At 72.6% G+C, this 23,707-nt stretch carries 20 protein-coding genes, 1 tRNA gene and 1 rRNA gene; 9 read left to right on the forward strand and 13 right to left on the reverse strand.

Translation table 11 applies throughout. The features are described 5' to 3' along the window. Positions 1-321: 321 nt before the first annotated feature. On the reverse strand, positions 322-2,046 hold the full coding sequence (locus ABT345_RS10095) for an ATP-binding protein (protein ID WP_345088076.1): 1,725 nt from the start codon (positions 2,044-2,046) through the stop codon (positions 322-324). A 17-nt stretch (positions 2,047-2,063) separates the two neighbouring features. After that, positions 2,064-2,795: a response regulator transcription factor gene (locus ABT345_RS10100; protein ID WP_345088078.1), complete on the reverse strand. Its 732-nt coding sequence runs from the start codon at positions 2,793-2,795 to the stop codon at positions 2,064-2,066. Positions 2,796-2,953: 158 nt separating this feature from the next. On the opposite strand from ABT345_RS10100, the gene ABT345_RS10105 reads away from it, so the two are divergent. The 6 genes from ABT345_RS10105 (at position 2,954) to ABT345_RS10130 (ending at position 10,523) form a co-directional block, all read left to right on the forward strand. Further along, positions 2,954-4,198 (forward strand): AMP-binding protein, encoded by a 1,245-nt coding sequence (locus ABT345_RS10105; RefSeq protein ID WP_345088080.1) that lies wholly within the window; start codon positions 2,954-2,956, stop codon positions 4,196-4,198. Between the two features lies 1 nt (position 4,199). Further along, positions 4,200-5,219, forward strand: a complete 1,020-nt coding sequence (cofD, locus tag ABT345_RS10110; RefSeq protein ID WP_345088082.1) for a 2-phospho-L-lactate transferase — start codon at positions 4,200-4,202, stop codon at positions 5,217-5,219. Beyond that, positions 5,216-6,085, forward strand: a complete 870-nt coding sequence (locus ABT345_RS10115; protein ID WP_345088084.1) for a LuxR C-terminal-related transcriptional regulator — start codon at positions 5,216-5,218, stop codon at positions 6,083-6,085. The genes cofD and ABT345_RS10115 overlap by 4 nt, the downstream gene beginning before the upstream one ends. Positions 6,086-6,187: 102 nt before the next feature. Continuing rightward, on the forward strand, positions 6,188-9,145 hold the full coding sequence (locus ABT345_RS10120) for a helix-turn-helix transcriptional regulator (RefSeq protein WP_345088087.1): 2,958 nt from the start codon (positions 6,188-6,190) through the stop codon (positions 9,143-9,145). Next, on the forward strand, positions 9,142-9,369 hold the full coding sequence (locus ABT345_RS10125) for a hypothetical protein (RefSeq protein WP_345088090.1): 228 nt from the start codon (positions 9,142-9,144) through the stop codon (positions 9,367-9,369). The genes ABT345_RS10120 and ABT345_RS10125 overlap by 4 nt, the downstream gene beginning before the upstream one ends. Positions 9,370-9,419: 50 nt before the next feature. Next, positions 9,420-10,523: an NAD(P)-dependent alcohol dehydrogenase gene (locus ABT345_RS10130; RefSeq protein ID WP_345088092.1), complete on the forward strand. Its 1,104-nt coding sequence runs from the start codon at positions 9,420-9,422 to the stop codon at positions 10,521-10,523. Positions 10,524-10,567: 44 nt separating this feature from the next. Here the strand turns inward: ABT345_RS10130 and ABT345_RS10135 are convergent, their stop codons facing one another. The 8 genes from ABT345_RS10135 to ABT345_RS10170 form a co-directional block, all read right to left on the reverse strand. Further along, on the reverse strand, positions 10,568-11,275 hold the full coding sequence (locus ABT345_RS10135) for a DUF981 family protein (RefSeq protein ID WP_386459005.1): 708 nt from the start codon (positions 11,273-11,275) through the stop codon (positions 10,568-10,570). Positions 11,276-11,472: 197 nt separating this feature from the next. Further along, positions 11,473-11,546: transfer RNA gene (locus ABT345_RS10140), tRNA-Pro, on the reverse strand. Between the two features lie 158 nt (positions 11,547-11,704). Beyond that, positions 11,705-12,628, reverse strand: a complete 924-nt coding sequence (locus ABT345_RS10145; protein WP_345088098.1) for an alpha/beta fold hydrolase — start codon at positions 12,626-12,628, stop codon at positions 11,705-11,707. Positions 12,629-12,820: 192 nt separating this feature from the next. Continuing rightward, positions 12,821-13,402, reverse strand: a complete 582-nt coding sequence (locus ABT345_RS10150; protein WP_345088100.1) for a GAF domain-containing protein — start codon at positions 13,400-13,402, stop codon at positions 12,821-12,823. Next, positions 13,399-14,016: a GTP-binding protein gene (locus tag ABT345_RS10155; protein ID WP_345088102.1), complete on the reverse strand. Its 618-nt coding sequence runs from the start codon at positions 14,014-14,016 to the stop codon at positions 13,399-13,401. Before ABT345_RS10155 ends, ABT345_RS10150 begins: the two co-directional genes overlap by 4 nt. Next, a complete protein-coding gene (locus ABT345_RS10160) occupies positions 13,994-14,389 on the reverse strand; it encodes a DUF742 domain-containing protein (protein ID WP_345088104.1) in 396 nt (131 codons plus the stop codon). The genes ABT345_RS10155 and ABT345_RS10160 overlap by 23 nt, the downstream gene beginning before the upstream one ends. A gap of 2 nt (positions 14,390-14,391) precedes the next feature. Next, positions 14,392-14,865, reverse strand: a complete 474-nt coding sequence (locus tag ABT345_RS10165; RefSeq protein WP_345088106.1) for a roadblock/LC7 domain-containing protein — start codon at positions 14,863-14,865, stop codon at positions 14,392-14,394. Further along, complete coding sequence (locus ABT345_RS10170; RefSeq protein WP_345088108.1) at positions 14,855-16,804, reverse strand: sensor histidine kinase; 1,950 nt, start codon at positions 16,802-16,804, stop codon at positions 14,855-14,857. The genes ABT345_RS10165 and ABT345_RS10170 overlap by 11 nt, the downstream gene beginning before the upstream one ends. A gap of 568 nt (positions 16,805-17,372) precedes the next feature. Between ABT345_RS10170 and ABT345_RS10175 the strand changes: the two genes are divergently transcribed. Further along, on the forward strand, positions 17,373-18,899 hold the full coding sequence (locus ABT345_RS10175; protein ID WP_345088171.1) for an NHL domain-containing protein: 1,527 nt from the start codon (positions 17,373-17,375) through the stop codon (positions 18,897-18,899). Between the two features lie 60 nt (positions 18,900-18,959). Here ABT345_RS10175 and ABT345_RS10180 read toward each other — a convergent pair whose 3' ends face one another. Beyond that, positions 18,960-19,442 carry a hypothetical protein gene (locus ABT345_RS10180; RefSeq protein ID WP_345088110.1) on the reverse strand — a complete coding sequence of 161 codons (483 nt, stop codon included), beginning with the start codon at positions 19,440-19,442 and terminating at the stop codon, positions 18,960-18,962. Between the two features lie 40 nt (positions 19,443-19,482). Continuing rightward, positions 19,483-20,580 carry a hypothetical protein gene (locus ABT345_RS10185; RefSeq protein ID WP_345088113.1) on the reverse strand — a complete coding sequence of 366 codons (1,098 nt, stop codon included), beginning with the start codon at positions 20,578-20,580 and terminating at the stop codon, positions 19,483-19,485. A gap of 340 nt (positions 20,581-20,920) precedes the next feature. Between ABT345_RS10185 and ABT345_RS10190 the strand changes: the two genes are divergently transcribed. Both ABT345_RS10190 and ABT345_RS10195 read left to right on the forward strand, forming a co-directional pair. Next, entirely contained in the window at positions 20,921-21,640 is a 720-nt protein-coding gene (locus tag ABT345_RS10190; protein WP_345088115.1) for a hypothetical protein, read from the forward strand. A gap of 67 nt (positions 21,641-21,707) precedes the next feature. After that, positions 21,708-23,528 carry an FG-GAP-like repeat-containing protein gene (locus tag ABT345_RS10195; RefSeq protein ID WP_345088117.1) on the forward strand — a complete coding sequence of 607 codons (1,821 nt, stop codon included), beginning with the start codon at positions 21,708-21,710 and terminating at the stop codon, positions 23,526-23,528. A gap of 88 nt (positions 23,529-23,616) precedes the next feature. On the opposite strand, the gene rrf is transcribed toward ABT345_RS10195, so the two are convergent. Further along, positions 23,617-23,707, reverse strand: a 5S ribosomal RNA gene (gene rrf, locus ABT345_RS10200); the annotation flags it as partial.

Here is a 23,707-nt window from a genome sequence, read left to right on the forward strand (position 1 = left end):
GAGGGCCGGACGGCGCGGCGGCCGGTGGCGGCGGACGGCTCGGGAGCTGCGCCGGGTGCGGCGTGGCGCCCCGGCTCCGCCGTGCCGGCGTACGTCCGGCACGGCACGCGCCCAGGGCGCGGCCGTGGGCCGGTGCCGGTTTCCGAGGTGACTGCGGTGGCGGGCCCGCCCGGCCCCGGCGCGCCGGGGGCTGCCCCGGCGGCCTGCGCGGCGGGCACACCGGGTGCGCCGCGCCGCTGCCGCCGCGAAGTGTACGCGCAATTCCCGTACGGCGAACGGGCGTTGCGGGTCGTACGCGGCGAACGGTCCCGCTTCGTCCCGTCATGCTTCCCGGGGTGCGGAAGGGGCGCCGGGCGGCGGGGCGGCGGCGTTGCCGGGGGTGGGCAGGGTGACGCGGGCGACGGTGCCGGGGGCCGGTCCGCCGCTCTCGATGGCGAGTTCGCCGCCCATGCCGTCGACCAGTCCCTTGGTGACGTGCAGGCCGAGGCCGGAGCCGGGGTTGCGGCCGCGTTCGGCGCCCAGCCGGTCGAACGGGACGAACAGCCGGTGCTGGAGGTGGCGGGGGATGCCGGGCCCGTCGTCGGTGACGACCAGCGCGAGCCGGCCGCCGCCGGCCGGGGCGGTGCCCAGGAGGACGCGGCCGCCGGGGTGATTGTACTTGATGGCGTTGGTGGCGAGGTTCAACAGGACCTGCCGCAGCCGCCGTTCGTCGCCCGTGACGGCCGGCGCGCCCTTTGGCAGCTCGACGTCGAACGTCACCGACGCCTCGTGTGCCGCGGTGGTCAGCAGCCCGTGCACATCGGCCAGGAGCGGTCCGACGGGCACCGGCTCGGCCCGCAGCCGCAGCGCGCGGGCCTCGATGGCGGCGACGTCGCTGAGGTCGTCGACGAGATCGACCAGATGGCCCGCGGCGGAGCTCATCCGCTCCAGCGCCTCCGCGCTGCGCTCCGGGGTGAGGGAGCCGGAGCGCAGCATCTCGCCGAAGCCGACGACGGCGTGCAGCGGGGTGCGGATCTCGTGTCCCAGCGCGGTCAGGAACTGCGACTTGGTGCGGCTGTTCTCCTCCGCGTGACGCTGGGCGATCTCCGCCTCGGCGCGCGCCCGCCGCTCCTCCTCGGCGGCCTTGCGGTCGGTCTCGTCGACGAGGTTGACGCACCAGGAGACGATGTTGCCGTAGGCGTCGCGGACGCCGGAGTACGTGGTCGAGGTGACGATGGGCGCGTCGTCGAGGCGGTGGAAGCGGAGTTCGAAGCGGTGCCGCTCGCCGGTCTCGGCGGCGACGCCGTGCAGCAGCGAGGCGCGGTCCTCGGCCTCCACCAGATCCTGGAAGAAGCGCCCGACCAGGTCGGACGCCTCCCGGCGCAGCAGCGCGCACAGGGCGCGGTTGACCCGCAGCACCCGCCCGTCCAGGCCGAGCAGCGCCATCCCGGCGGCGTTGTCGTCGAAGGCGCGGCGGAAGCGCTCCTCGCTCTGCGCCAGGCTGCCGAAGAGCCGGTCGTGGTCGATGGCGACGGCGGCGAGGTGGGTGAAGCGCTCGACGAGGTGGCGTTCGTACTCGGTGGGGGTGTGCGGGTCGTCGTGGTAGACCGCGAACGTGCCGAGCACCTGGCCGTCCTTGCCGGGTATGGGCGTCGACCAGCAGGCCCGGACCCCGGCGATGGCGGCGGCCGGGCGGAAGTCGTCCCACAGGGCGCTGCGGTGGATGTCGGGCACCACGACGGGCACGGCGGTGTACGCGGCGGTGCCGCACGAGCCCGCGCAGGGGCCGGTGTCCATGCCGTCGATGGCCTCGATGTACTCCTGCGGCATGCTGGGCGCCGCGCCGTGGCGCAGCCGTCCGGAGCGTTCGTCGAGGAGCAGCACCGAACACCGTGTACCGGGCAGCAGATCCTCCAGGGCGCCGGTGACGGCGTCGAGGACGGGCCGCAGCGGCGCGCCCTCCGCCATCATCTCCAGCACCTGGGCGTGGTGGACGAGCAGCTGCGGCATGGCCTCGGTGTCCGGGCCCGTACCGAGGGAGGCACGCCGGTCGAATTCGCGCAACATGACACCTTCTGCTTTTTTCAGGGCTCGAAGCGGTAGCCGACGCCGCGGACGGTGCGCAGCCAGTGCGGCCGGTCCGGGTCGCGTTCCAGCTTGCGCCGCAGCCGGTGCACGTGCTGGGTGACGGTGGCCGGCTCCTGCCAGTCGCTGGAGGACTGCCAGACGTGTTCGAGGAGTTGGTCGCGGGTGTAGACGTGGCGGGGCGAGGCGGCGAGGAAGGCCAGCAGGTCGAACTCGCGGGCGGTCAGCTCCACGGCGTCGCCGCGCACCGTGACCGTCCGCGTCGCACGGTCGATGACCAGGCCGTCCCGGATCCGCGCGGGCGCGGGCGCGGGCTCCGGCGCGGCGGCCGCGGGCGCGGGCGCCTCCCGGCGGCTGCGGCGCAGCACCGAGCGGACCCGCGCGGCGAGTTCCGCCGGGGAGAAGGGCTTGACCACGTAGTCGTCGGCGCCGAGGTCGAGGCCGATGATGCGGTCCGTCTCGCCGGACCTGCCGGAGACGACGATGACCGGGAGGTCGGCGGAGCGGCGCCGGATGTGGGTGAGGACGTCCAGGCCCGCGACGAGCGGGAGGGTGAGGTCGAGCAGGACGAGATCGGGCGGTCCGTCCGCGACGGCGTCGAGGGCTGCCTGACCGTCGGCGGCCGTCACCACCTCGAAGCCCTCGGACTCCAGCTGCCATCTGGCCAACGTCCGGACATCCTCGTCGTCGTCCACCACCAGGACGTGAGCATGCGTGCCACTGCTCGGCAAAGCGCCTCCCCGCATCGATCGAACCGCACTTCGCGGGGTGTCGATGATCTCATCATTCACCCCTTCGCGTCACCACGCGATCACCTTGAGCGAGCAGTTAAGCAATATTTGATGAACCGTTGCGGACCAAGTGAGGTGGCCGAACAAGAGTCACAGCCGTGAGTACGAGATCCGCGGACACCGTCGCAGCCGCACTGGCCCAGGGAGCCGCCCGCCACGGCGCCGAGACCTTCCTCGTCGCCGAGACCCCGGCGGGCGGCCGGCTGTCGGTCAGCTGGGCCGAGATGGACGCCCGGGCGACCCGCACGGCACGGCTGCTGCGCTCGCTCGGGCTGCGGATCGGTGACCGGTTCAACGTCCACACGGCCAACTGCCCGGAGTTCTACGACCTGTGGTTCGGTGCGGCCCGGATGGGCGCCGTACTCGTCCCCAGCGATCCGCTGCACACCCCGGACGAGCTGGGCTATCTGCTCGCCCGCTCCCGCTGCCGGGTCACCTTCGTCCAGGCGCCGTTGCGGGACACCGCGGTGCGCGCCTGCGTCCAGGCGACGGACTGCACCCATCTGCTGGTCGTCGACGGGGACGGCAACGACGCGTTCGGCGCCGCGCGCGATGCGCAGTCCGACGCGCCGTGGGACCCGGAGCGCGACGGCCCGGGCCCCGGTCCGCACGACCTTCTCGGGGTGCTGCACGCCGCGTCGGGCCCGGGCCCCGCGGAGGAGGTGCCGCTCAGCCATGCCGCGTATCTGGGGGCCGGGCGGAACATCGCCGGGCGGCTGCGGATGGGGCCCGAGGACCGGCAGCTGATCGTGCTGCCGCTGTTCCGCGGCAACTCCCAGCAGTACGCGTCGATGTCGGCGCTGGTCAGCGGCGGTTCGATCGCGCTGGCGCCGGGTTTCACCGCCGCCCGCTGGGCCGGTCAGGCAACCGCCCTGCAGGCGACGCTGGCCGGGCTGCTGCCCGCGCCGCTGTGCATGCTGCTGGCGCGGGAGGAGAGCGTGTGGGACACCGCGCACGGTCTGCGGGCGGTGATCGCCACGCAGAAGGTGTCCGAGGAGCGGACCGTCTCGTTCGAGAAGCGGTTCCAGGTCTCCCTGCTCCAGCTGTACGGCATGCAGGAGACCGTCGCCCCGGTGCTGGCGTCCGCGCAGGCCCGGCGCCGCAAGCGGGAGCGCGGCGCGCCCACGCGGCGGGCGCGGGGCGGGCGTACCGGCCCGGAAGGGGTCCGCCGGTCCGGTGCCCGGTTAGCCCGCGTCCACGTGGTGGGCGGACCTGCGGCGGTGGGCGGGGTACCGGGAAGATCATGTGAGATCCGGTCGGCGGGCTTCCGCGCCGACCTGCTGTCGTCCTTGAGAGCCGCCGGCTGCCGGCGGCCCGTGAATGAGCGCGCTGAGGCGGAGTGACATGGTCAACGTTGTGGGTATCGGCGGCGGCATCGGCGCATCGCGCCTGTGGCTCACCCTGAACGAGGCACTGGACGAGGGGACACCGGGGCTGCCGTCCCCCCTGACCCTGGTGGTCAACACCGGGGACGATCTCTGGGCGCACGGGGTGCGGGTCTGCCCGGACCTCGACACCACGCTGTACGCGCTCGCCGGCCGCCAGGACGTGGAGCGCGGCTGGGGCACCAAGGGCGAGACCTGGCGGTGCATGGAGACGCTGCGCGAGCTGGGCAACGAGGTGTGGTTCAACCTCGGCGACACCGATCTGGCCACCCATCTGCTGCGCACCTCGTGGCTGCGCGACGGCGTGGGGCTGGCCGAGGTGACGCGGCGGCTCGCGGCGGCCATGGGCGTGCGCTGCCGGGTGCTGCCCGCCACCGAACAGCCCGTCGCCACCCAGCTGTTGTGCACCGACGGCAAACGCCGCAGCTACCAGGAGTTCCTGGTGCGGGACGCCGCGGCTCCCCGGGTGCACGAGGTGACGTACGCCGGCGTCCGCGCCGCCCGCCCGGCGCCCGGCGTGCTGGAGGCGCTGGCCGGCGCCGACCTCGTCGTCCTGGGGCCGAGCAATCCGGTGGCGAGCCTCGGCCCGGTGCTGGCGGTGCCGGGCATACGGGAGGCGCTGCGGGAGGCGCAGGCTCCGGTGGTGGCGGTCACCCCGACCGTCAGCCGGGTGCCGTTCGAGGATCCGGGCGAAGCGCGGCGGGCGGACAGCAGGCAACGCCTCATGGAGTCACGGGGCGTGGCCGCCACCGCCACCGGTGCCGCGGAGCTGATCCGCGATCTGTGCGACGTCTTCGTGCTGGACGGCGCCGACGCCCAGGAGGCGGAGGCGATCCGGGCGCTGGGACCGGAGGTGCTGGTCACGCCGACGCTGGCGCGCGGCGGCCGGGTCCCGAGGTCGCTGGCCGACGCCGTGCTCGGCATGGTGAACGCCGGCCGTCCGCTGCGCGGCGCCGCGATCGGGGGCGTGCGGCGATGACCCTCGTCAGCCCGGAGAACCCGGCGGCCGCGCAACGGCAGCGGCCGGACGGACGCCCGCGCGGCGAGCGGGAGCGGCCGCTGCCCCCGCCGCCGCCCCGCCCGCGGGTGCGGGCCACCGGCGACCTCCAGGTCGGCCTGAAGGGCGGCGGCACCGCGGTCGGTACGTCGTTCACCTTCAGCGGACTGTCGCACGGCGGTGAGCACGTGGCGCTCGGCTTCGGCTCGCCGGGCGGCGGCGGGCGGGTGCCGCTGGTGGGCGTGCACAGCGAGTGTCTGAGCGGCCAGGTGCTGGGCGCGCTGCACTGCGACTGCGCGGCCCGGCTCCAGCAGACCATCCGCACCGTGCACGACGCCGGCGGGGTGCTGCTCTACCTGCGGCAGACCGGCCGGGACTTCGGTGCCGTCGGCGCCCTCGACAGCTGCGCCCGGCGGCAGTCGTCGGTGGCCGGTCCGCAGTACCGGGTGGAGCGGGAGAACGGCAGCCGGGTCGTCGCCGAGATGCTGCTCGCGCTCGGCCTCTCCCGGATCGCGCTGCTGACCTGCCATCCGGACTGGGCGGCGCCGGTCGCGCGCCACGGCATCGCCGTCGAGCGGGTGACGGCCGCGACGGCCGCCGCCCCGGGCCCGGCCGAGGCCCCGGACCGGCAGCCGGCCGCGTCCGCCGTGGACGGTTTCGTCACGCCCCGCGAGCACGAGGTGCTGCGCCGGGTCGCGCTCGGCCAGAGCAACCCGGAGATCGCCAGCGCGATGTTCATCTCCCGCAACACCGTCAAGAGCTATCTGCAGAACGTGCTGCAGAAGCTGAACGCCCGCAACCGCGTGGAGGCCATCGCCCGCGCCCGTGAGCTGGGGATCCCGCTGTGAGCGCCGCCCCGGCACCCGGCTCGCCCCCGATCCGCCGCCAGGACGCCCAGGAAGAAACGTGAAGGAATATCCCGGCTTTCCGCAACGACCGAATGAGCAGCGATGAACGGCCAGGCCGTCTTCCCCTCCCTGCAGGAGCGCGCGGACGATCTCGCGGTGCTCCACCAGCTGCTGACGCACGACCGGCCGGGCCCGGCGCGGTTCGCCTTCCTCTCCGGGCCGACCGGCTGCGGTAAGTCCGAGCTGCTGCGCACCTTCGCCCGCCAGGTCACCCACGGCGGCGGCACCTACCTCGGCGCGACCGCGTCGCGGACCGAGCACCTGGTGCCGTTCGGCGTGTGGGCGCAGCTGTTCCGCGGCGCCGCCGCCCTGCTGCCCGGCGACGGCGGCGAGCGGCCGCTGCCGGACGGCGCGCAGCTGTGCGCCGCGGGCGGCGCGGACGGCTCCCTTCCACTGTCGGCGCAGGTCGTCAACTCCCTCTGCCTGCCGCTGCTGGACGCCGTGGAGCGGCTGCCCGGCCCGGTCGTCCTCGGCATCGACGACTTCCAGCACGCCGACGCGGTCTCCCTGCAGTGCCTGGCGGCGGTGGTCCGGCGGCTCGGGACGAAGCCGGTGCTGATCGTGCTGGGCGAGGCCCCCGACCGCCCGTCCGCGCCGGCCGCGCTCCAGGCGGAACTGCCCCTGGAGCCGCACTCCCGCCGGCTGCGGCTGCGTCCGCTGTCCCGGCCCGCCGTACGCGATCTGCTGACCGACCACCTGGGCGCGGCGGCGGCCGAACGGCTCTTTGACGCCTGCTACGACATCACGGCGGGCAATCCGCTGCAGCTCCACGGGCTGATCGCCGACAACCGGCGGGCGGACCCGGCGGACGGGACACCGGCCGTCGACTCCGGGTACACCGCGGCCGTCCTGTCGTGTCTGCACCGCTGCGGCGACGAGGCGCAGGCGCTGGCCCGGTACATCGCCCTCCTCGACGATCCGCCGAGCACCCGGGTCCTGACGCAGCTGGCCGGTGTCGACACCACCGCGCTGATGCGGACCGTCAACACCCTCACCAACGCCGGGGTGTTGTCGGGCAGCCGCTTCCGGCACGCGAAGGCGCGCGCCGCGGTGCTGGACAACACGGCGCCGGCCGAGCGGGCCGCGCTGCGCGGCCGGGTCGCCGAGGTGCTGTACCGCGGCGGCGCCGCGCCCGTCACCATCGCCCGCCAGCTGCTGGGCGCCTCGCCCGTACCGGACGGCGACTGGGCCGCGGAGATCCTCGACGAGGCCGCCCGCACGGCGCTGCGCGGCGGCGAGCCGGACCTGGCGCACGACTGCCTGGTGCGCGCCCGGGAGCTGGAGCCGTCCGACGAGAAGCTGCGGGCCGCCATCACGGCCACCTTGTTCGACATCGAGTGGCGGACCGATCCGTGCGCCGCGGTGCGCGGCCTCCCGGCGCTGGCGCCCGCCCCCGGCGGCCCGGACGGGGCGGACGAGGGCGCACCGGCCACCGTTCCGCTCTGGCTGGACGACGTGGAATCAGCCGTCGCGGATCTTCAGCGGATCAACGCCGCGCCGGAGGTGTACGCGCCGGGCGCGGCGGCCCATGTCCAGGCGTCGTTGCAGTGGCTGCGGCTGGGCTATCCGACGGCGACCGGCCGGTGGGAGACGGTCGACGTGCCGGAGGGCCCGGCCCCCGCGACGCCGTTCACCGATCCGCTGAGCCCGGAGGTCCAGGGGGCGGTGCTGCTGAGCCGGCTCAGCGGTACCGGTCCCGACACCGAGCTCGCCGACGAGGCCGAGCGGCTGCTGCGGCGCTACCGGCTCACCGAACGCAGCTTCGCGGTGCTGCTCTCCGCGCTGATCACACTCCTCTACTCGGACCGGCTGGAGTCCGCCGACGCGGCCTGCCGCCGGCTGGCCGCCGAGGCGCAGCGGATCCCGGCGCAGAACTGGCAGGCGCTGTTCACCGCCGCCCGGGCGGAACTGGCCCTGCGGCGCGGCGCGTTGGCGGAGTCCATCCAGCTGGCGCACACCGCGCTGTCGACGACCTCGCAGGACAGCTGGGGCGTGGGCATCGGGATGCCGCTGGGCACCTTGATCAAGGCGGGGATCGCCTCGGGACAGCTGGAGATCGCGCGGCGGGCGCTGCGGGTCCCGGTGCCGGACACGCTCTTCGAGACGCCGATCGGGCTGCACTACCTCTGCGCCCGTGGCCGGCACCATCTGGCGTCGGGGCAGCCGCGGGCGGCGCTGGACGAGTTCACCGCCATCGGCGCGCTGATGACGGAGTGGGAGATGGACGTACCGGCGCTGGTGGCGTGGCGCAGCGAAGCCGCGTGGGCGTGCCTGGCCCTCGGCGACCGGGAGCGCGCCCGCACCCTGGCGCGGGCGCAGCTGGAGCGGTGCACCGCGCTCCAGACCCGGGCGCGCGGCGAGGCGCTGCGGGCGCTCGCCGCCTGCGGCCCGGCGGAACAGCGGCCCGCCCATCTCAAGGCGGCCGCGGCGGCGTTCACGGAGTGCGGGGCGCTGCGGGACCGGGCGGCCGTACTGCGGGAACTGGACGGAATCGAGCAGCGGAAAGAGGAGCTGAGGACGTTGGGCGAGCGGCACACGGTGACGGGTCGTCAGGAAGTTCGGCCGAAGGAGGCGGAGGCCGCGCCGCGCGGCCGGTCCGCGACGGCGCCCGACCGGCGGGGCACCCCGCGCCCCGGTCAGGCCGCGCCCCCGCGCCGCACCGCGGCCGCAGCGCGCACCCCGCGGCAGCAGCCGTTCGTCCCGGCCGCCCGCTCCCCGCACGGCGCCCGGCCGGAGGGTGAGTCCCTGCTGCGGGCGAACCTCAGCGACGCGGAGGGCCGGGTCGCCGAACTCGCGGCCCGCGGCCACAGCAACCGCCAGATAGCGGCCCGCCTCTACATCACCGTGAGCACCGTCGAACAGCATCTGACCCGCGTCTACCGCAAGCTCCACATCAAGCGCCGCACCGACCTCACCGCGATGCTGCGCCCCCGCCCCGCCCCCCTCGCCCACGCGGCGAACGGGCACGCCCCGCAGGGACAGGATGCCGCCACGCGGTGAGCGCCGAGCCGGACACCGCCCTCGGGCCGATCCAGAACCGGCCGCGGCTGGAGAAGGTGAAGGAGTACTTCGCCGACTGCCGGACGCGGAATCACACCTTCGCCCTCGGCGGCGAGATCGGCGAATCCGCGCCCGGCTGGTTCGTCCCACTCCCCGCACCAGGTCTTCGGCGGCCACAGGAGTCCGGTATCGGGGCGGAGAACTCCCTGCACGGTCTCGCCTAGTACGCCAACTGGCAGACGATCACCCTGAACACGAAGAAGGAAGCAGTCCGATGGTCACCACCACCGCAGCCGTGCTGCGCGCAGCCGGCCGGCCGCTCTCGCTGGAGAGCGTCGACGTCGAACCGCCCCGCGCGGACGAGGTACTGATCAAGGTCACCGGCTCCGGCGTCTGCCACACCGACCTCGGCCTGATGGCCACGGCCGGACAGGGCCAACTGCCGCTGATCCTCGGCCACGAGGGCTCCGGCGTGGTTGCCGAGGCCGGTGCGGAGGTCACCGGTCTGGAGGTGGGCGACCACGTCGTCCTCAGCTACGCCTACTGCGGCTCCTGCGAGACCTGCAACGCCGGTACGTACGTCCACTGCCGTCAGTTCATGGCGCTGAACTTCGGCGGGGCGCGCGCCGACGGCACCACCGCCTACCGGGCGGCGGGCGAGCCGGTGGGCGGCCACTTCTTCGGCCAGTCCTCCTGGGCCGGGCACCTGGTCACCAGTCCGCGCAATGTCGTCAAGGTCGACAAGGACCTCCCGCTGGACCTCCTCGGCCCGCTCGGCTGCGGCTTCCAGACCGGCGCGGGCGCGGTCCTCAACACCCTCGACCCGCGGCCGGGCAGCTCACTGGCCGTCTTCGCGGTGGGCTCGGTCGGTCTGGCCGCGGTCATGGCGGCGAAGGCGGCGGGCTGCGGCACCATCGTGGCCGTCGACCCGCAGGCCGCCCGGCGTGACCTCGCGCGCGAACTGGGCGCCACCCATGTCATCGACCCCACGCACGAGGACCCCGTCGAGGCGATCCGGGCCCTCACCGGCGGCCACGGCGCGGACCACTCCGTGGAGTGCATCGGCTTCGGGCGGGTGGTCCGGCAGGCGCTGGAGTGCCTGGCCTCCCCCGGCGTCTGCGCCTCGGTCGGCTTCCAGGGAGCGGAGAACGACCTCACCCTCAACCAGGGCCATCTGCTCTTCGGGCGCCGCCTCGTCGGCGTCATCGAGGGGGACGCCGACCCGCACACCTTCATCCCGCGGCTGATAGCCCTCTACCGCGAGGGCAAGTTCCCCTTCGACCGGCTGGTCGAGGTCTTCCCCCTCGACCGGATCAACGAGGCCATCGACCTGGCGCACCACGGCAAGGTGACCAAGGCCGTGGTGACGTTCGGGTAAGCCGCGAGCCGTGCCCCGGCGGGCCCGGCCGGGGGCACGGCGGCTCACATGGTGTTGACGATGAGCCCGATGTGGGTGAAGTAGTTCAGCCCGCCGAAGAACAGGAAGGCGAGCCCGGACAGTCCCCAGACGACTCCGATGACCTTGCTCAGCCACGACCTGGGACGCCGCAGCGCGAACGGGAAGAGGAGCGCGCCGACGCCGACCAGCACGTACAGCCCGGACATGAAGCTCGCCTCCAGGAGCGGCAGGTCCGCGAACTCACCGGAGATGGGCTCCTGCGGCGGGGCGGCGAAGAGGGTGTACTTCCAGCCCGCGGCGGCGATGCCGAAACAGGCGAGCCCCATGCCGAAGACGAACAGCGAGATGGGCCCGGCGATCTGGGTCGTGCGGGCGACGCGGTCACCGTCGAGGAGTTCCGCGCCCCGCTTCCAGAGGTAGAAGGCCGCGGCGAGCAGGAACACCCCGAAGGCCAGGGCCGGCTCACCGAAGATGACGTTGTCGAACGGGAACCCCTGGCCGGCGAGCGGCCAGGTCAGGGTCATGTGCAGCCCGGTGGTGACGAGGGTGAAGCCGAGGGCGCCGAACGCCAGCGCCCAGCCCTCGGGCGCGATGGCACGCCGGGAGGTGAGGAATTGACGCCCCAGCACCACCAGGAGCAGCAGTCCGGCGCCGGCGGCCACGGACATGATCGTGTTGTAGGTCGGCATCCGGGCCCAGTCGATCTTCAGGCCGGACGCGGCGAGGGGCATGACGTGCCGAATCACCCCCGCAGCATAACCACGTATGCACCTTTTGAACCGTATTAACCTTCCGCCCTCATAGGCAGAAAGGCGCAGGAAAGCCCGGCCACCGCAACGAGGCGGCGACGGAGAACCTCAACGGCTCCACCACACGAAAAAGCCCGCCGATCCAGGTTTCCCCGGATCGGCGGGCTCTCCGACAACTGTCGGGACGACAGGATTTGAACCTGCGACCCCTTGACCCCCAGTCAAGTGCGCTACCAAGCTGCGCCACGTCCCGATGCTCGCCCGGCCGGTTCCCCGGCTGACCGCGCATGAGAACAATACCGCATGTCAGAGGGTGCGCGTTGCCATATTCCGGACGGGCGGCGCACCCCGGACAGTCCGCCGGAGCAGGCGGCCGGAGCAGGCGCCGGCGGTCCGCGGCGCTCCGGTCGCTCAGACGCGGGCGTCGAGCCAGGCCAGCAGGTCCCGCTGGACCTCGTCGCGGTTGGTCTCGTTCAGGATCTCGTGGCGGGCGCCCGGGTACGCGCGCCAGGTCAGGTCCTGGACGCCGTGGTAGCGGTAGTCCTCCAGCATCTCGCTCACCTGCGTCAGGTTCTGGTTGCAGGGGTCCTCGGAGCCGACCACGAGGTGCACCGGCAGGCCACGGGGCATCCGGGCGAGGTTCGCCGGGTCGTTGACCTTGCGGACCGCGTGGACCCAGTCCAGGGCGAGCCCGGCGCAGAACGGGAAGCCGCAGTCCTCGTCGGCGGCGTACCGGTCGACCTCGGCGGTGTCGCGGGAGAGCCATTCGAAGCCGGTGCGGTGGGTGAAGGCGTCGTTGAAGGCGCCGAAGGCGCGCGGCAGGAAGGCGGAGATCGCGGTGCGGCCCTGCTCCGCGATCTCCGCCTCCAACTCCGCGATGACGGAGTCGAGTTCCATGCCGGGCAGGGTCCGGAACGTGCCGGAGAGAATCAGCCCGGCGAGGTCGGCGCCGTACTCCTGGGCGTAGTCGCGGGCGAGCATCGAGCCCAGGCTGTGGCCGAACAGCACCAGCGGGACGCCGGGATGCGCGGCGGCGGCATGGTCGCCCAGACGCTTGAGATCGGTGACGATCGCCCGCCAGGCGTCCTCCCCGACCACGCCGCGGCCGCCGGTGGACGCGGCGGTGGCGCCGTGCCCGCGGTGGTCGGAGGCGAGGACGCCGAAGCCGCGGGCGGTCAGGAAGCGGGCGAACCGGTCGTAGCGGCGGGCGTGTTCCGCCGCGCCGTGCGCGATCTGGACCAGCGCCCGGGGCCGCCCGGTCTCCGGCAGCCAGGTGTACGCGGCGATCCGGGCGCCGTCGGGGGCCTCGTGGAACTCCGGCTGAGGGGCGTTCATGGGGCATCGTCTCCTGACTGCGGGCGAGGGCCGCCCGGGCGGCGGCCGCGGCGGCGGGGCCCCGGGGCCGGCCTCGCCGGGTCCCGGCCGCCGGACCGGTGCCCCGCCGGGCGCCACTCTCCCCTCCCGGGCGGCGCCCTGCCAAGGGCCCTGCCGCCGGGGCGCGCCGCCCACCGGCGGCCCCGCCCCGCGTCAGAAGCCGGCGCTCACCCCGTCCTCCCGGCACAGGATCCGGGCGGCCAGCACACCCGCCGCCTTCTTGATCACCCTCAGGCCCTCCCGCCCCCACGACCGCGGTTCGAGGTCGACCACGCAGACCGTGCCCAGCGCCAGGCCCGTCCGGTCGAGCAGCGGCGCACCGAGGTAGGCGCGGATGCCGGACTCGTCGACGACCGGATTCCCGGCGAACCGCGGATAGTCGCGGACGTCCTCCAGCGCCAGCGCCCGGCGGCGGACGACGACGTGCGGGCAGTAGCCGCGGTCGCGGGGAATCACCCGCAGATCGCCGCCGCGGGCCCGCGGCGCGCCCGGCACCCGACCGCGGGGCGGGGTGTACAGCTCGGCGAAGTACTGCCGGTCCTGCCCGAGGAAGTTCACCACGCCGTACGGCGCCTTCAGCGTGCGGGCCACCTCCTGGGCGTACGCGTCGAGGGCGGGCACCGGGGCGTCGCCGAGCTCCAGCTCCCGCAGCCGGTCCGCGCGCCGCGACACCTCGGTGTCCTGCGGGGTCCGCAGCAGATGCCGGTTCGGGTCGTACGCGTCGGACCTGCTCACGGCAGCTCCCAGGCCGTGGCGGGCGCCGGTCTGAGCAGGTGCTGGACGAGGGCGACCAGGACATGCGTGGCCGAGCCGCCGCGGCGGGCGTCGCAGACCACGACGGGGACGTCCGGCCCGAGGTCGACGGCGGTGCGCACCTCCTCGGGGGCGTAGTGGTGGGAGCCCTCGAACTCGTTGACCGCGACGACGAACGGGATGGCGCGGCGTTCGAAGAAGTCGACGGCGGCGAAGCAGTGGTCCAGCCGCCGGGTGTCGGCGAGGACCACCGCGCCGAGCGCGCCGTTCGACAGCTCGTCCCACATGAACCAGAACCGTTCCTGGCCGGGCGTGCCGAAGAGATAGAGGATGTGCGACCGGTCGAGGGTGATCCGGCCGAAGTCCATCGCGACGGTGGTGGTGTCCTTGTCCTCCACGCCGAGCAGATCGTCGTGGCCGACGCTGATCTGGGTGAGCAGCTCCTCGGTGCTGAGCGGTTCGATCTCGCTGACCGCTCCGACGAAGGTGGTCTTGCCGACCCCGAAGCCGCCCGCGACCAGGACTTTCACGGCGGTCGGGAAGACGGCCCCGTCGTCGGTCGGGGTCAGGGATTCACAGTCGGGTGCGCAGTCCATGCAGCACCGCCTCCAGAAGTGCTCGGTCGGTCCGGGGTGCTTCTCCCGCGGTCGCGGGGGCGTGGGCGGTGAGCGCACCGCAGTCGACGAGGTCGGCGAGGAGCACCTTGGTCACCACGACGGGCAGCCGCAGGTGGCCGGCGACCTCGGCGACCGAGACCGGGCCCCGGCACAGCGCCAGCGCCCGGGCGTGCTCCGGCCCCTGCGCGTCGGCCCGCCGCCCGGTCGCCCGGACGAGCGTCAGCAGGTCGAACGGGGCGGTGGGCCGGGTCCGTCCGTTGCTGACGGTGTACGGGCGGACCAGGCGGCCCGCCGCGTCGTCGTACCACGCGGGCTCCCAGCCGCCGTCGCGGCTGCGGTGGCACAGCGCCATCGTCAGCGTCCACCCGCCGGAGCCTGCCGCCGCGCGGGGGTGATCAGGTACGGGCGGACGCTCTTGACCAGCATCCCCATCTCGTAGCCGAGGACCGCCACATCGGCCTCGCGACCGGCGAGGACGGCCAGGCAGGTGCCCGATCCGGCGGTGGAGACGAAGAGGAACGTGGACTCCAGCTCGACGACGACCTGGAGGACGTCGTCGCCCTCGCCGAAGCGGACCCCGGCGCTGCGGGCCAGCGAGTAGAGACCGCAGGAGAGGGCCGCCAGATGGTCGGCGCTGTCGGGGTCGAAGCCGTGGGCGGCCTTGACCAGTCCGTCGGAGGACAGCAGCAGCGCGCTGCGGGCGTGCGGGACGCGCTGGACGAGACCGGTCAGCAGCCAGGAGAGGTCCGGCTGCGGACCGGCGTGCAGCGGGGGGTGCGCCGGCGTGTGCGTCGGTACGTGGGTCGGTGTGTGCAGATCACTCACCATGATGGGGCTCGTCTCCTCGGGGGCGGGCCGTCGGGGCCTCGGGGTCGGTGGGGCGGGGGTCGGTGGTGTCCGGCCCGTCGAAGGCCGGGCTCAGGGTGGGGCGGAAGGCGTCGCCGCCGGCCGAGTGCCCGGCCTCGAAGGCGTCGTCGGAGAGGCTGATGCCACGCCGGAACGCGGCCATCAGGCCCGGGTCGTGCTCCGGCTCGGGGCCGGCGCGGTCGTCGGTCTGCCGCAGGATCGGTTCACCGCGCAATTCGGGCACCAGGTGTTCCTGACGCCGGCGCCGGGGCAGCAGGGGCCGGGGTCCGCCGGACCGTTCCTCGGACGGCGCGCCGGAGTCGTCGTCCGTCCCGGCGGTCCGCGGCTCGCCGTCGCCGGCGGACGGGATGTCACCCGGCGACGGCACGACGGAACCTCTCGGTCCGGCCGCATCCGGCGGTCCCGTACGGGGCCCCGGCGCGGAGAGCGGGCCGCGCGCCGCCGGGATGGCCGGTGCGGGCCGGGCCTCCGGCGCGGCGGTGTACGGCTGCTCCGGGCCGCTGGTGGCGAACCCGCGGTCCGGGCCGGTTCCCGCCGGGCCGGTGCGGTCGCCGTCGGACGGGCCGAGCAGGTCCTCGCCGCGGACACCGGGCGCGTCCTCGTCGAGCCCCCCGGCGTCCTGGCACTCCGGTCCGAGCAGCTCCCGGGGCAGGACCAGAACGGCCTGCACCCCGCCGTAGATGTTGCTCTCCAGCCGCACCGCGATGCCGTGCCGCCGGGCGAGCGAGGAGACGACGAACAGCCCGATCCGGCCGTCGGCCAGCAGTGCGTCCATGTCGACGTGCTCGGGGTCGGCGAGCAGCCCGTTCATCCGCGTCCGCTCCTCCGGCGTCATGCCCAGGCCCCGGTCCTCGACCTCGACGGCGAGCCCGGAGGTGACGAGTTGGGCGCGGAGCAGGACGTGGGTCTGCGGGTCGGAGTAGACCGAGGCGTTCTCGACGAGTTCGGCGAGGAGGTGGATGACGTCGGCGACGGCGTGGCCGCGCAGCGTTCCCTCGATCTGCGGGACGAGCTTGATCCGCGGATACTGCTCGACCTCCGCGATGGCCGACCGCAGCACCTCCGTCATGGCGACCGGACGGCTCCACTGCCGGCGGGAGATGGCGCCGCCGAGGACGGCGAGGTTCTCCGCGTGCCGCCGGGTGCGGGTGGCGAGGTGGTCGACGTGGAAGAGGCCCTTGAGCAGGTCCGGGTCCTCGACGTGGTTCTCCAGGTCGTCCAGCAGCTCGATCTCCCGGTGCACCAGGGACTGCAGCCGCCGGGCGAGGTTGACGAAGACCTCGACCTTCTGCTCCCCCGCGGCCGCGCTCCGGGTGAGCTCGACCGCCTCGACGACGGCCACCGAGGCGGCGTGCTGGGCCACCGCCATCTCGTGGCCGAGCAGATCGAGCGCGTCGCCGTCCGGCGCGGACTCCGGCCCGGGCTCCGGGAGTTCGAGGCGTTCGCCCTGACGCACCCGGTCGACGAGCGCCTGCAGCTCCGCCTGGTTGCGGACGCCGAGGCGGCGCAGCGCGGCGCAGCGGCCCGCGGTGGCGCGCGCCTGCGACCTGGCCGCGGCGCCCGCGGCGACGGCGACCCCGCAGACCAGCAGCAGACCGGCGGCCAGCACCGGCCAGGCGCGCCCGGAGAGCGTGGCGGCACCGGTCTGCACGAGGCAGACGACGGTCGCCGCGCAGACCGCGGTGGCGACGGCGCAGGGCACCACGGCGATGCGGACCAGCCTGGCCCGTATCACCGCATCGGCGGCCGAGCCCGGGAAGGCGGCCCGCCCGTGCCGGGCCCCTTCGCGGTCGCTCCGCCGCGTCCCGGCGGGTACGGCGGCGGCCCCCGGGGAAGTCTCGGGTCCGTGGGACCCCGGTTCCTGGGACGTCGGGTGCCCCTGGGGAAGTGCGGTAGGCATGCGTGCCCTCCGGATCGGCCATCGGCAGTTCGCGAAGCACGCACGGTAGTTGTTGTCGAGGTGGGGTCCGGACCACCTTGCCCCTTTCGCCACCCCTCGCCACCTCCTTACGAGGGCGCCCCTCGCATGGCAGCTCGAATTTTCACGAACCGCCGTTCCTATAAGGGCAGTGGAAGCATTCCTTACGGTGACCGGCCCGAAAAGGCCGCTCACGGGACATACGGGACTCCGCGGCAACCGTGCGTACGCAGGGAGTGACGGCGAGGAACGGCGAAACGGGCCACTTCACCGCGGCATCCGGGAGCGGCTCGAAACTCCCCCCGGAGCAAGAAAAGTGACGCTGCGTGATCACATTCCGTCGGCGATCACCCCCGCGGAAGGGGTGGCGGCGCGCGGCCGGACGCCTTCCGTGCCACACGGACCGACCCCGGGCGCCCAGCGCGAAGCCTCGACAACACGTTCCCCAAGGATCACCCGGAAGAGATCTTGTCAGCCCGGGAACCCGCATGACTTTCTGGAATCAGCAGACAACCTTCTGTAATGACCGTTGAACGGTGAAGGGATGACGATGAACACTGCCCACGCGGCAGCCACAGACGGCGAGGACTCCGCCCCTCCGATCAGCACGGTCGCGGGCACCGGGGCCGCCGGGTTCAAGGGGAACAACGAGCCTGCCGTTTCCGCCCAGTTGAACCGCCCGTACGGGATCGCGGTGGACAGCACCGGCACCCTTTACTTCTCCGACTACAACAACCACCGGATCCGGAAGATCACGACCGACGGGAAGGTCAGCACGGTCGCGGGCACCGGGGCCGCGGGCTACTCGGGCGACAACGGCTCCGCCCTGTCGGCCCGGCTGAACTACCCGCGTGGGATCGCGGTGGACGGCGAAGGCACCGTCTACATCGCCGACGGCGCCAACCACCGGGTCCGGAAGGTCACGGCCGACGGGACGATCAGCACCGTCGCCGGCTCGGGCACCGCGGGCTTCAGCGGCGACGGCGGCTCCGCCACCGCCGCCCGGTTGCGCTGGCCGTTGGGGGTGGCGGCGGACGGCGCCGGCGCCGTCTACATCGCCGACTGCGACAACAGCCGGGTACGGAAGGTCACGGCCGACGGGACGATCAGCACATTCGCGGGCACGGGCACCAAGGGTTCCGCGGGCGACGGCGGGCCCGCGGCCTCGGCGCAGTTGAACCGCCCGTACGCGGTGGCGCTGGACGGCGAAGGCGCCGTCTACATCGCCGACTGCGACAATCACCGGGTGCGGAAGGTCGCCGCCGACGGGACGATCACCACCGTCGCCGGCACGGGCACCGCCGGCTTCAAGGGTGACGACGGCCTGGCCACCGCGGCCCAGTTGAACCACCCGCGTGAGGTCGCGGTGGACAGCGAGGGCGCCGTCTACATCGGTGACGTGGACAACCAGAGGGTGCGGAAGGTCGCGGCCAACGGGACGATCACCACGATCGCCGGCACGGGCACCGCGGGCTTCAACGGCGACACGGGTCCGGCCGCCGCGGCCCAGGTGAGCAGCCCGCTGGGGCTCGCGGTGGACTGCGTCGACACCCTCTACCTCGCCGACCACGGCAACAACCGCGTCCGGAAGATCGCGTCGGCGAAGCTGGCCGGGCTGCCCGATTCGGGCGCGGTGGTCTCCTGGGCCAACGTCCGCAGCAGGCTGCGGATGGCGGTGCAGCGCGAGTCCACCAAGGACGGGGCCGAGATCCACCAGTCCCTCGCCACCTCCAGGGACGGCCAGCGGTGGCGGCTCGTCGCGGCGGGCCAGGACAACGGCGACGTCCTGTACACGATCGAGAACCTGCGCAGCGGCAAGGTCCTGGAGGTCGTCGGCGCGGGGCAGGCGGCCGGGGCGGCCGTCGCCCAACGCACCTACGAGGGCGGCGACGCCCACCACCAGCAGTGGCGGCTGATCCCCGTCGGCGCCACGGCCGACACCCCGCAGGTGTACGAGATCGCGAACCGCAGCAGCGGCCTGCTCCTGCGCGTCGACACCAACGCCCGTACCCCGCTCAAGCAGGACGGGTCGGAGGGCGACCACCGCAACCGGCAGTGGCAGCTGCTCCCCGTATGACGCACGAGGGGGCAGGAGCGGCCTCGCCCCTGCCCCCTCGGACACCGCCCCTACGGGCAATCAACCGGACGACTCCTCGGCCGCCGGCTTGGGCGCCTTGGGTGTCTCCGGGGCCTTGGGGGGCTTGGTGAAGTCGCTCTTCCTCGGCTTGGTCGCCAGGTCCTCGTCCTTCTGGAGATCGCCGTCCGCCTTCACCGTCGCACTCGATTCCTGCATACCGGCGGCGGCCGCCTTGGACACCGAGCCGGGATCCTGGGCGTACCGGGCCTGTGTGCCGGCCGACTCCTGAGTGGTCTGGATGAAGGAGCCGAGGAAGCCCAGGACAGCTCGCGCCTCGGGCGAGGTCTCCTGCACGATCTTCGCGCGGGAGGAAGCCCCGTGGATCGCGTTGTTGAACAGGCTCGCGCTCGTGTCGTCGTATGTGAGGTCGTCGGAGTCCTCGAAGTCGACGTCCGCACCCGGCTGCGGCTTGGTGCCGTCCGTCGTTACGGAGAAGAGCCCCGCGCCCTTGCCGGCGAAGCCGAAGATGTTGTCGAACACCATGTGATCACCTCTGATCGTCGTGGCGGCGCCGCCCGCCCGGTCAAGGCTGCTTGTGCAGCTCGCGTTGGCTGTCGGCCAGGTCCTCGCCGTCGAACATCGTGTGGTGGACGTCCAATGCGGAGACGACCTCGGCCAGCCCCTTCATGCGGAAGCCGCCGCCCGCCAGATCGAGGTCGTTGATATCGCGGGCGACCACCTGGGCGAGGCGGGGATAGTCCCCCGGCTGCGGGGGCGACAGCACCTTCACCGGCACGTTGTACTTCACCGCGATCAGCCCGGAGAAGGTCACCGGGATTTCGTAGGTGTACTGCTTGTGCGCACGCCGCTGGCTGACGAGCGTCCGCACGCGGGAGTTCGGCTCGATCTCCCCGGAGATCTGCGATTTCGAGGACCAACTGGTGGTCAGGGAGCCGCCGACGGAAGCCGCGATGCCCAGCGCCAACTGGGCGTTGAGCGTCGCACTGCCGGTGGCACTGCCCGTGGTCGTGAACGCCACCGAGTTCGTGACCGAGTTCGACGAGGAGTTCGTGGCGGAATTCCTGTTGGACGTCTCGGTGGTGTGGGCGTGGTCCGTGCCCACGCTGTCCTTGCTGTTCTTTTCCGTGGTGGTGTCGCTGCTCCTGCCCGCCGCCTCGTTCTGGCACTGCGTCTGAAGCTGCGACTGGAGGTCCATCTTGAGCTGATTTTGCAACTGCAGCTGGAGTTGCGCGCTGACGCTGCCGCCGAAGGTGAGCTTGGCGTCTCCGCTGAGCGACCAGGTGACCCCGTTCGACACGGTGAAATCGACCGAGTCGGTGAAGGTCATCTTGGACGTCAGGCTGCGGTTGACATAGGCGCGTGAGGAGAACGTATCGGGCGGAGGCTGGCTGATATTGCCCCGCTCCTCGATCAGCGGCTCCCCGAGGTTCATGTAGGCGAACCAGCCGAGCTTGGACGCGGTCCCGCTGAAGGCGCCGAAGCTCGCCTTGTTCACGGAGAACCCGACGGGCTTGTGCTTCACGCCGTATTCGTCGACGTAAACCAGGTTGGGATGGTCCAAGATGTCCTGCCAGGTCTGCTCGATACCGAGTTCCCACAGGTTCTTTTTCGTCAGTGGCTGGCGCTTGCCCTGTTCCAGGCTGTACGCGGTGGAAGGCATTTCCCCGTCCTCGACTAAATATGGCCGAATCGCGCTCGGTGAAGTGGAAATAGACATCTGCGCACGTTCCGAAAATCGAAGCTAGCACGGGGCGCATTGCCCTGGAAGGCGCCTCCGCGCATCACCCCCATTCGGGTGAAAGAGCTTCGCCGACCACCCTCAACTCAGCGGAAACAACGGTAAGTTGAGGCGTCGTCGATCACTCGGGCGGTGACCTTCCCGCCTTCACTTCCACAGGCCCCGCCGAAGGCATTGGGGCTGCGGTAATTCCGCCTGACAGATCACCGGACCGAGCGCCGACGTGTTGCACTCCACATTCAGAACAGGTGAGGTTTCCGCGATGTACACCCAAGAACGCACGGCGATGTCGAATTTGGTGGTCGGCGGCCCGGTGGCGGTGAACAGTTACGACAACGCGATCGTGGCGGCACTGGTCGAGAACCGACCGGTCATGCTCGTCCATGCCTTCAACGGCGGCTATCTGCGGCCCGCCGAGCTGAAGGAGGAGAGCCACGACAAGGGCGTCAAGCTGGCCACCGCGCTCGACCCGGCCACCAAGGAGGCGCAGGGCCACCTCTGGCACATCACCCCCGCCGGCTTCTTCGGGCAGCGGCCGCTGTACTTCCTGGAGAGCGCCGCGGGCCAGGTGACGCCCAAGCCGGCCGCGGCGGGCGCTGCGGACGGCGGGCGCGGCGACGACGGTGCGCCGAAGCCGCAGCGCAGGCGCATCACCGTCCATCAGGACGCCCCGCAGAGCACGGCCGACACCGTTCAGGTCGGCCTCCCCGACAAGGTCGGCGACAAGTGGCGCGGGAAGAACGGCGCGCCGGAGGACACCCAGCTCTGGGTCGTGACGGTGACGCCGTGGGGCGGGATCACCTTCGTGCCGATCACCCACCCCGACGCGATCCTCGGGTTCAAGGACCACGCGGTGACCGCCGACAGCGAGGTACGGCTGACCTACAACTGGGGCGGGGACTTCACCGGGACGGTCATCAACACCTTCTATCCGCGGCTGCCCAACGAGTGGAGCGTCCCCTACCACCACGTCTTCACGTGAGCCGCGGCCACCGCCGTGCCGAGCCCGTCCGAAGTCCACTCCCGTACCGCCTGGAAGAGGCACCACGATGCCCGTGCCCGCAGAAGAACTGAAACTGGAGATCGTCAACGCCGCCACGGGGAAGACCCTCGGCGCCAAGGCCACGCCGGGCGTGGACGGGGTGCTCGTCGTCCGCGACCACCCCGATGACGGTCCGAGCCCGGAACGGTGGCAACTCACCCCCGCCGCCCAGGACGAACAGGCCTATGTGATCCGCAACGCGGACAGCGGCAAGGTGCTCGACAACGCCGCCGCGAACGGCGGCGTCCGCCAGTGGAACGCCGCCGGGACGAAGGGCCAGCAGTGGCACGTCGTCCCCGTCGAGGGTGAAGCGGGCCTCTACTTCATCGAGGGCGCGGCCGACGGCACCGTTCTCGACCTCGACGAACCCGGCGAGGACGACACCCGGATCGTCCTGCGCGCGTACGACGAGAGCGCGGAGAGCCAGCGGTGGCGGTTCGTCCCGGCGGAGCCCGAGCGCACCAGCGACCCCGTGCTGCGCTGGTCATCGCTGAGCCACTGGAACGGCCGCCGGTCCTGGCGGCTGGCGCCGTCGACCGCGCTGCGACCGGTGCCCGGTGCGACGCCCTCCTTCAGCGACATGCTGCTGGTCCTCGAACGGTTCGGGAGCGACCAGGACGCCGGTGGCTGGAAGGGCGAAGGCGCCGTCCGCTCTCCCGATGGGCAACCGAGCTGGTGGGCCGGGCCCGGTGCGCGGTTCCTCGCCGACACCACAGGAGCGGGGCGGCAGGACATCGTAGGAATCAAACCCGCGAAGGGCGCCGTGACATCGGCCGGCAGGGGAGATGGCACGTTCGACGACGAGGAGCGCGTCCTGCACGCACCCGCGCCCTCCCCCAGCCCTGCGGACCTGTGGACCCTCGCGGACACCACCGGCGGCGGCAGGCCCGGCGTCGTCGTGCTGGCCGCCGACGGTGTGCGGGTGTCCTCGCAGGACGAGGGCGGGGCATTCGCGCCCGCGGGCGGCGAGTTGGTCCTCAAGGCATTCGGTCACGGCAAGCAGGCCGGCGGATGGGTTGCCGAAAAGCACCCCCGCTTTCTCGCCGACACCACCGGCGACGGCAGGCTCGACATCGTCGGCTTCCACGACGACGGTGTCCGGGTCTCCCTCCAGGACGAGGAAGGAAAGTTCGCACCGCTCGCCGACGAACCCGTTCTCCCGGCGTTCGGCCACGACGAGGCGGCAGGCGGTTGGCTGGCCGACAAACACCCCCGTTTCCTCGTCGACACCACCGGCGACGGCAGGCTCGACATCGTCGGATTCCACGACGACGGCGTCTGGGTCTCCCTCCAGGACGAGGAAGGAGCGTTCGCCGAACCGCTGTATGTCCTCGACGACTTCGGGGTCGACCAGGGGTGGAGTTCGGTCGAGGAGCACCCCCGGTTTCTGCTCGGGACCGTCGATGGCGGAGCACTGGACATCGTCGGGTTCGGCCCGCAGGGCGTCGTCGTGTCACGTGGACGCGGCGACGGCACATTCGAGCCCGCGAAGCTCGTCCTGAACGACTTCGGGCACGCCCAGGGGTGGACGGGCGGAAAGCACCTCCGGCTCCTCGCCGATGTCACCGGCGACGGCAATCCGGACATCGTCGGCTTCGGCGATGAGGGGGTCTGGGTGTCGCACAGCCGCGGCGACGGCACGTTCGAGCAGGCCCAGTTGGTGTGCCGGGGATTCGGGTACCACGAGGACGCCGGCGGCTGGCGGGTCGACCGCCATCCCCGCTTCGTCACCGACATCACCGGTGACGGACGCGTCGACATCGTCGGCTTCGGCGGCCCAGGCGTATACGTGGCCCGCAACCTCTTCCGCCGCTTCAGGACCCGATAGCTCTCGGAAAACACCTAACTCGCGGAAACGCAAAAAGCTCCGGTCCCCGCAACCTGATATCGGTTGCGGGGACCGGAGCTGAATAATTGTTCGGCGGCGTCCTACTCTCCCACAGAGTCCCCTCTGCAGTACCATCGGCGCTGAAAGGCTTAGCTTCCGGGTTCGGAATGTAACCGGGC

The sequence above is a fragment of the Streptomyces sp. NPDC000404 genome (assembly GCF_040300365.1).
Taxonomy (GTDB): domain Bacteria; phylum Actinomycetota; class Actinomycetes; order Streptomycetales; family Streptomycetaceae; genus Streptomyces; species Streptomyces ramulosus.

Excerpts from the sequence above, each read along its gene's own strand:
- ABT345_RS10115 (WP_345088084.1), top strand. The coding sequence starts at position 5,216 with ATGACCCTCGTCAGCCCGGAGAACCCGGCGGCCGCGCAACGGCAGCGG.
- ABT345_RS10145 (WP_345088098.1), bottom strand. The coding sequence starts at position 12,628 with ATGAACGCCCCTCAGCCGGAGTTCCACGAGGCCCCCGACGGCGCCCGG.
- ABT345_RS10120 (WP_345088087.1), top strand. The coding sequence starts at position 6,188 with ATGAACGGCCAGGCCGTCTTCCCCTCCCTGCAGGAGCGCGCGGACGAT.
- ABT345_RS10155 (WP_345088102.1), bottom strand. The coding sequence starts at position 14,016 with ATGGACTGCGCACCCGACTGTGAATCCCTGACCCCGACCGACGACGGG.
- ABT345_RS10130 (WP_345088092.1), top strand. The coding sequence starts at position 9,420 with ATGGTCACCACCACCGCAGCCGTGCTGCGCGCAGCCGGCCGGCCGCTC.
- ABT345_RS10185 (WP_345088113.1), bottom strand. The coding sequence starts at position 20,580 with ATGCCTTCCACCGCGTACAGCCTGGAACAGGGCAAGCGCCAGCCACTG.
- ABT345_RS10135 (WP_386459005.1), bottom strand. The coding sequence starts at position 11,275 with ATGCCCCTCGCCGCGTCCGGCCTGAAGATCGACTGGGCCCGGATGCCG.
- ABT345_RS10195 (WP_345088117.1), top strand. The coding sequence starts at position 21,708 with ATGCCCGTGCCCGCAGAAGAACTGAAACTGGAGATCGTCAACGCCGCC.
- ABT345_RS10180 (WP_345088110.1), bottom strand. The coding sequence starts at position 19,442 with ATGGTGTTCGACAACATCTTCGGCTTCGCCGGCAAGGGCGCGGGGCTC.
- ABT345_RS10170 (WP_345088108.1), bottom strand. The coding sequence starts at position 16,804 with ATGCCTACCGCACTTCCCCAGGGGCACCCGACGTCCCAGGAACCGGGG.
- ABT345_RS10095 (WP_345088076.1), bottom strand. The coding sequence starts at position 2,046 with ATGTTGCGCGAATTCGACCGGCGTGCCTCCCTCGGTACGGGCCCGGAC.
- ABT345_RS10165 (WP_345088106.1), bottom strand. The coding sequence starts at position 14,865 with ATGGTGAGTGATCTGCACACACCGACCCACGTACCGACGCACACGCCG.
- cofD (WP_345088082.1), top strand. The coding sequence starts at position 4,200 with ATGGTCAACGTTGTGGGTATCGGCGGCGGCATCGGCGCATCGCGCCTG.
- ABT345_RS10190 (WP_345088115.1), top strand. The coding sequence starts at position 20,921 with ATGTACACCCAAGAACGCACGGCGATGTCGAATTTGGTGGTCGGCGGC.
- ABT345_RS10175 (WP_345088171.1), top strand. The coding sequence starts at position 17,373 with ATGAACACTGCCCACGCGGCAGCCACAGACGGCGAGGACTCCGCCCCT.
- ABT345_RS10160 (WP_345088104.1), bottom strand. The coding sequence starts at position 14,389 with ATGGCGCTGTGCCACCGCAGCCGCGACGGCGGCTGGGAGCCCGCGTGG.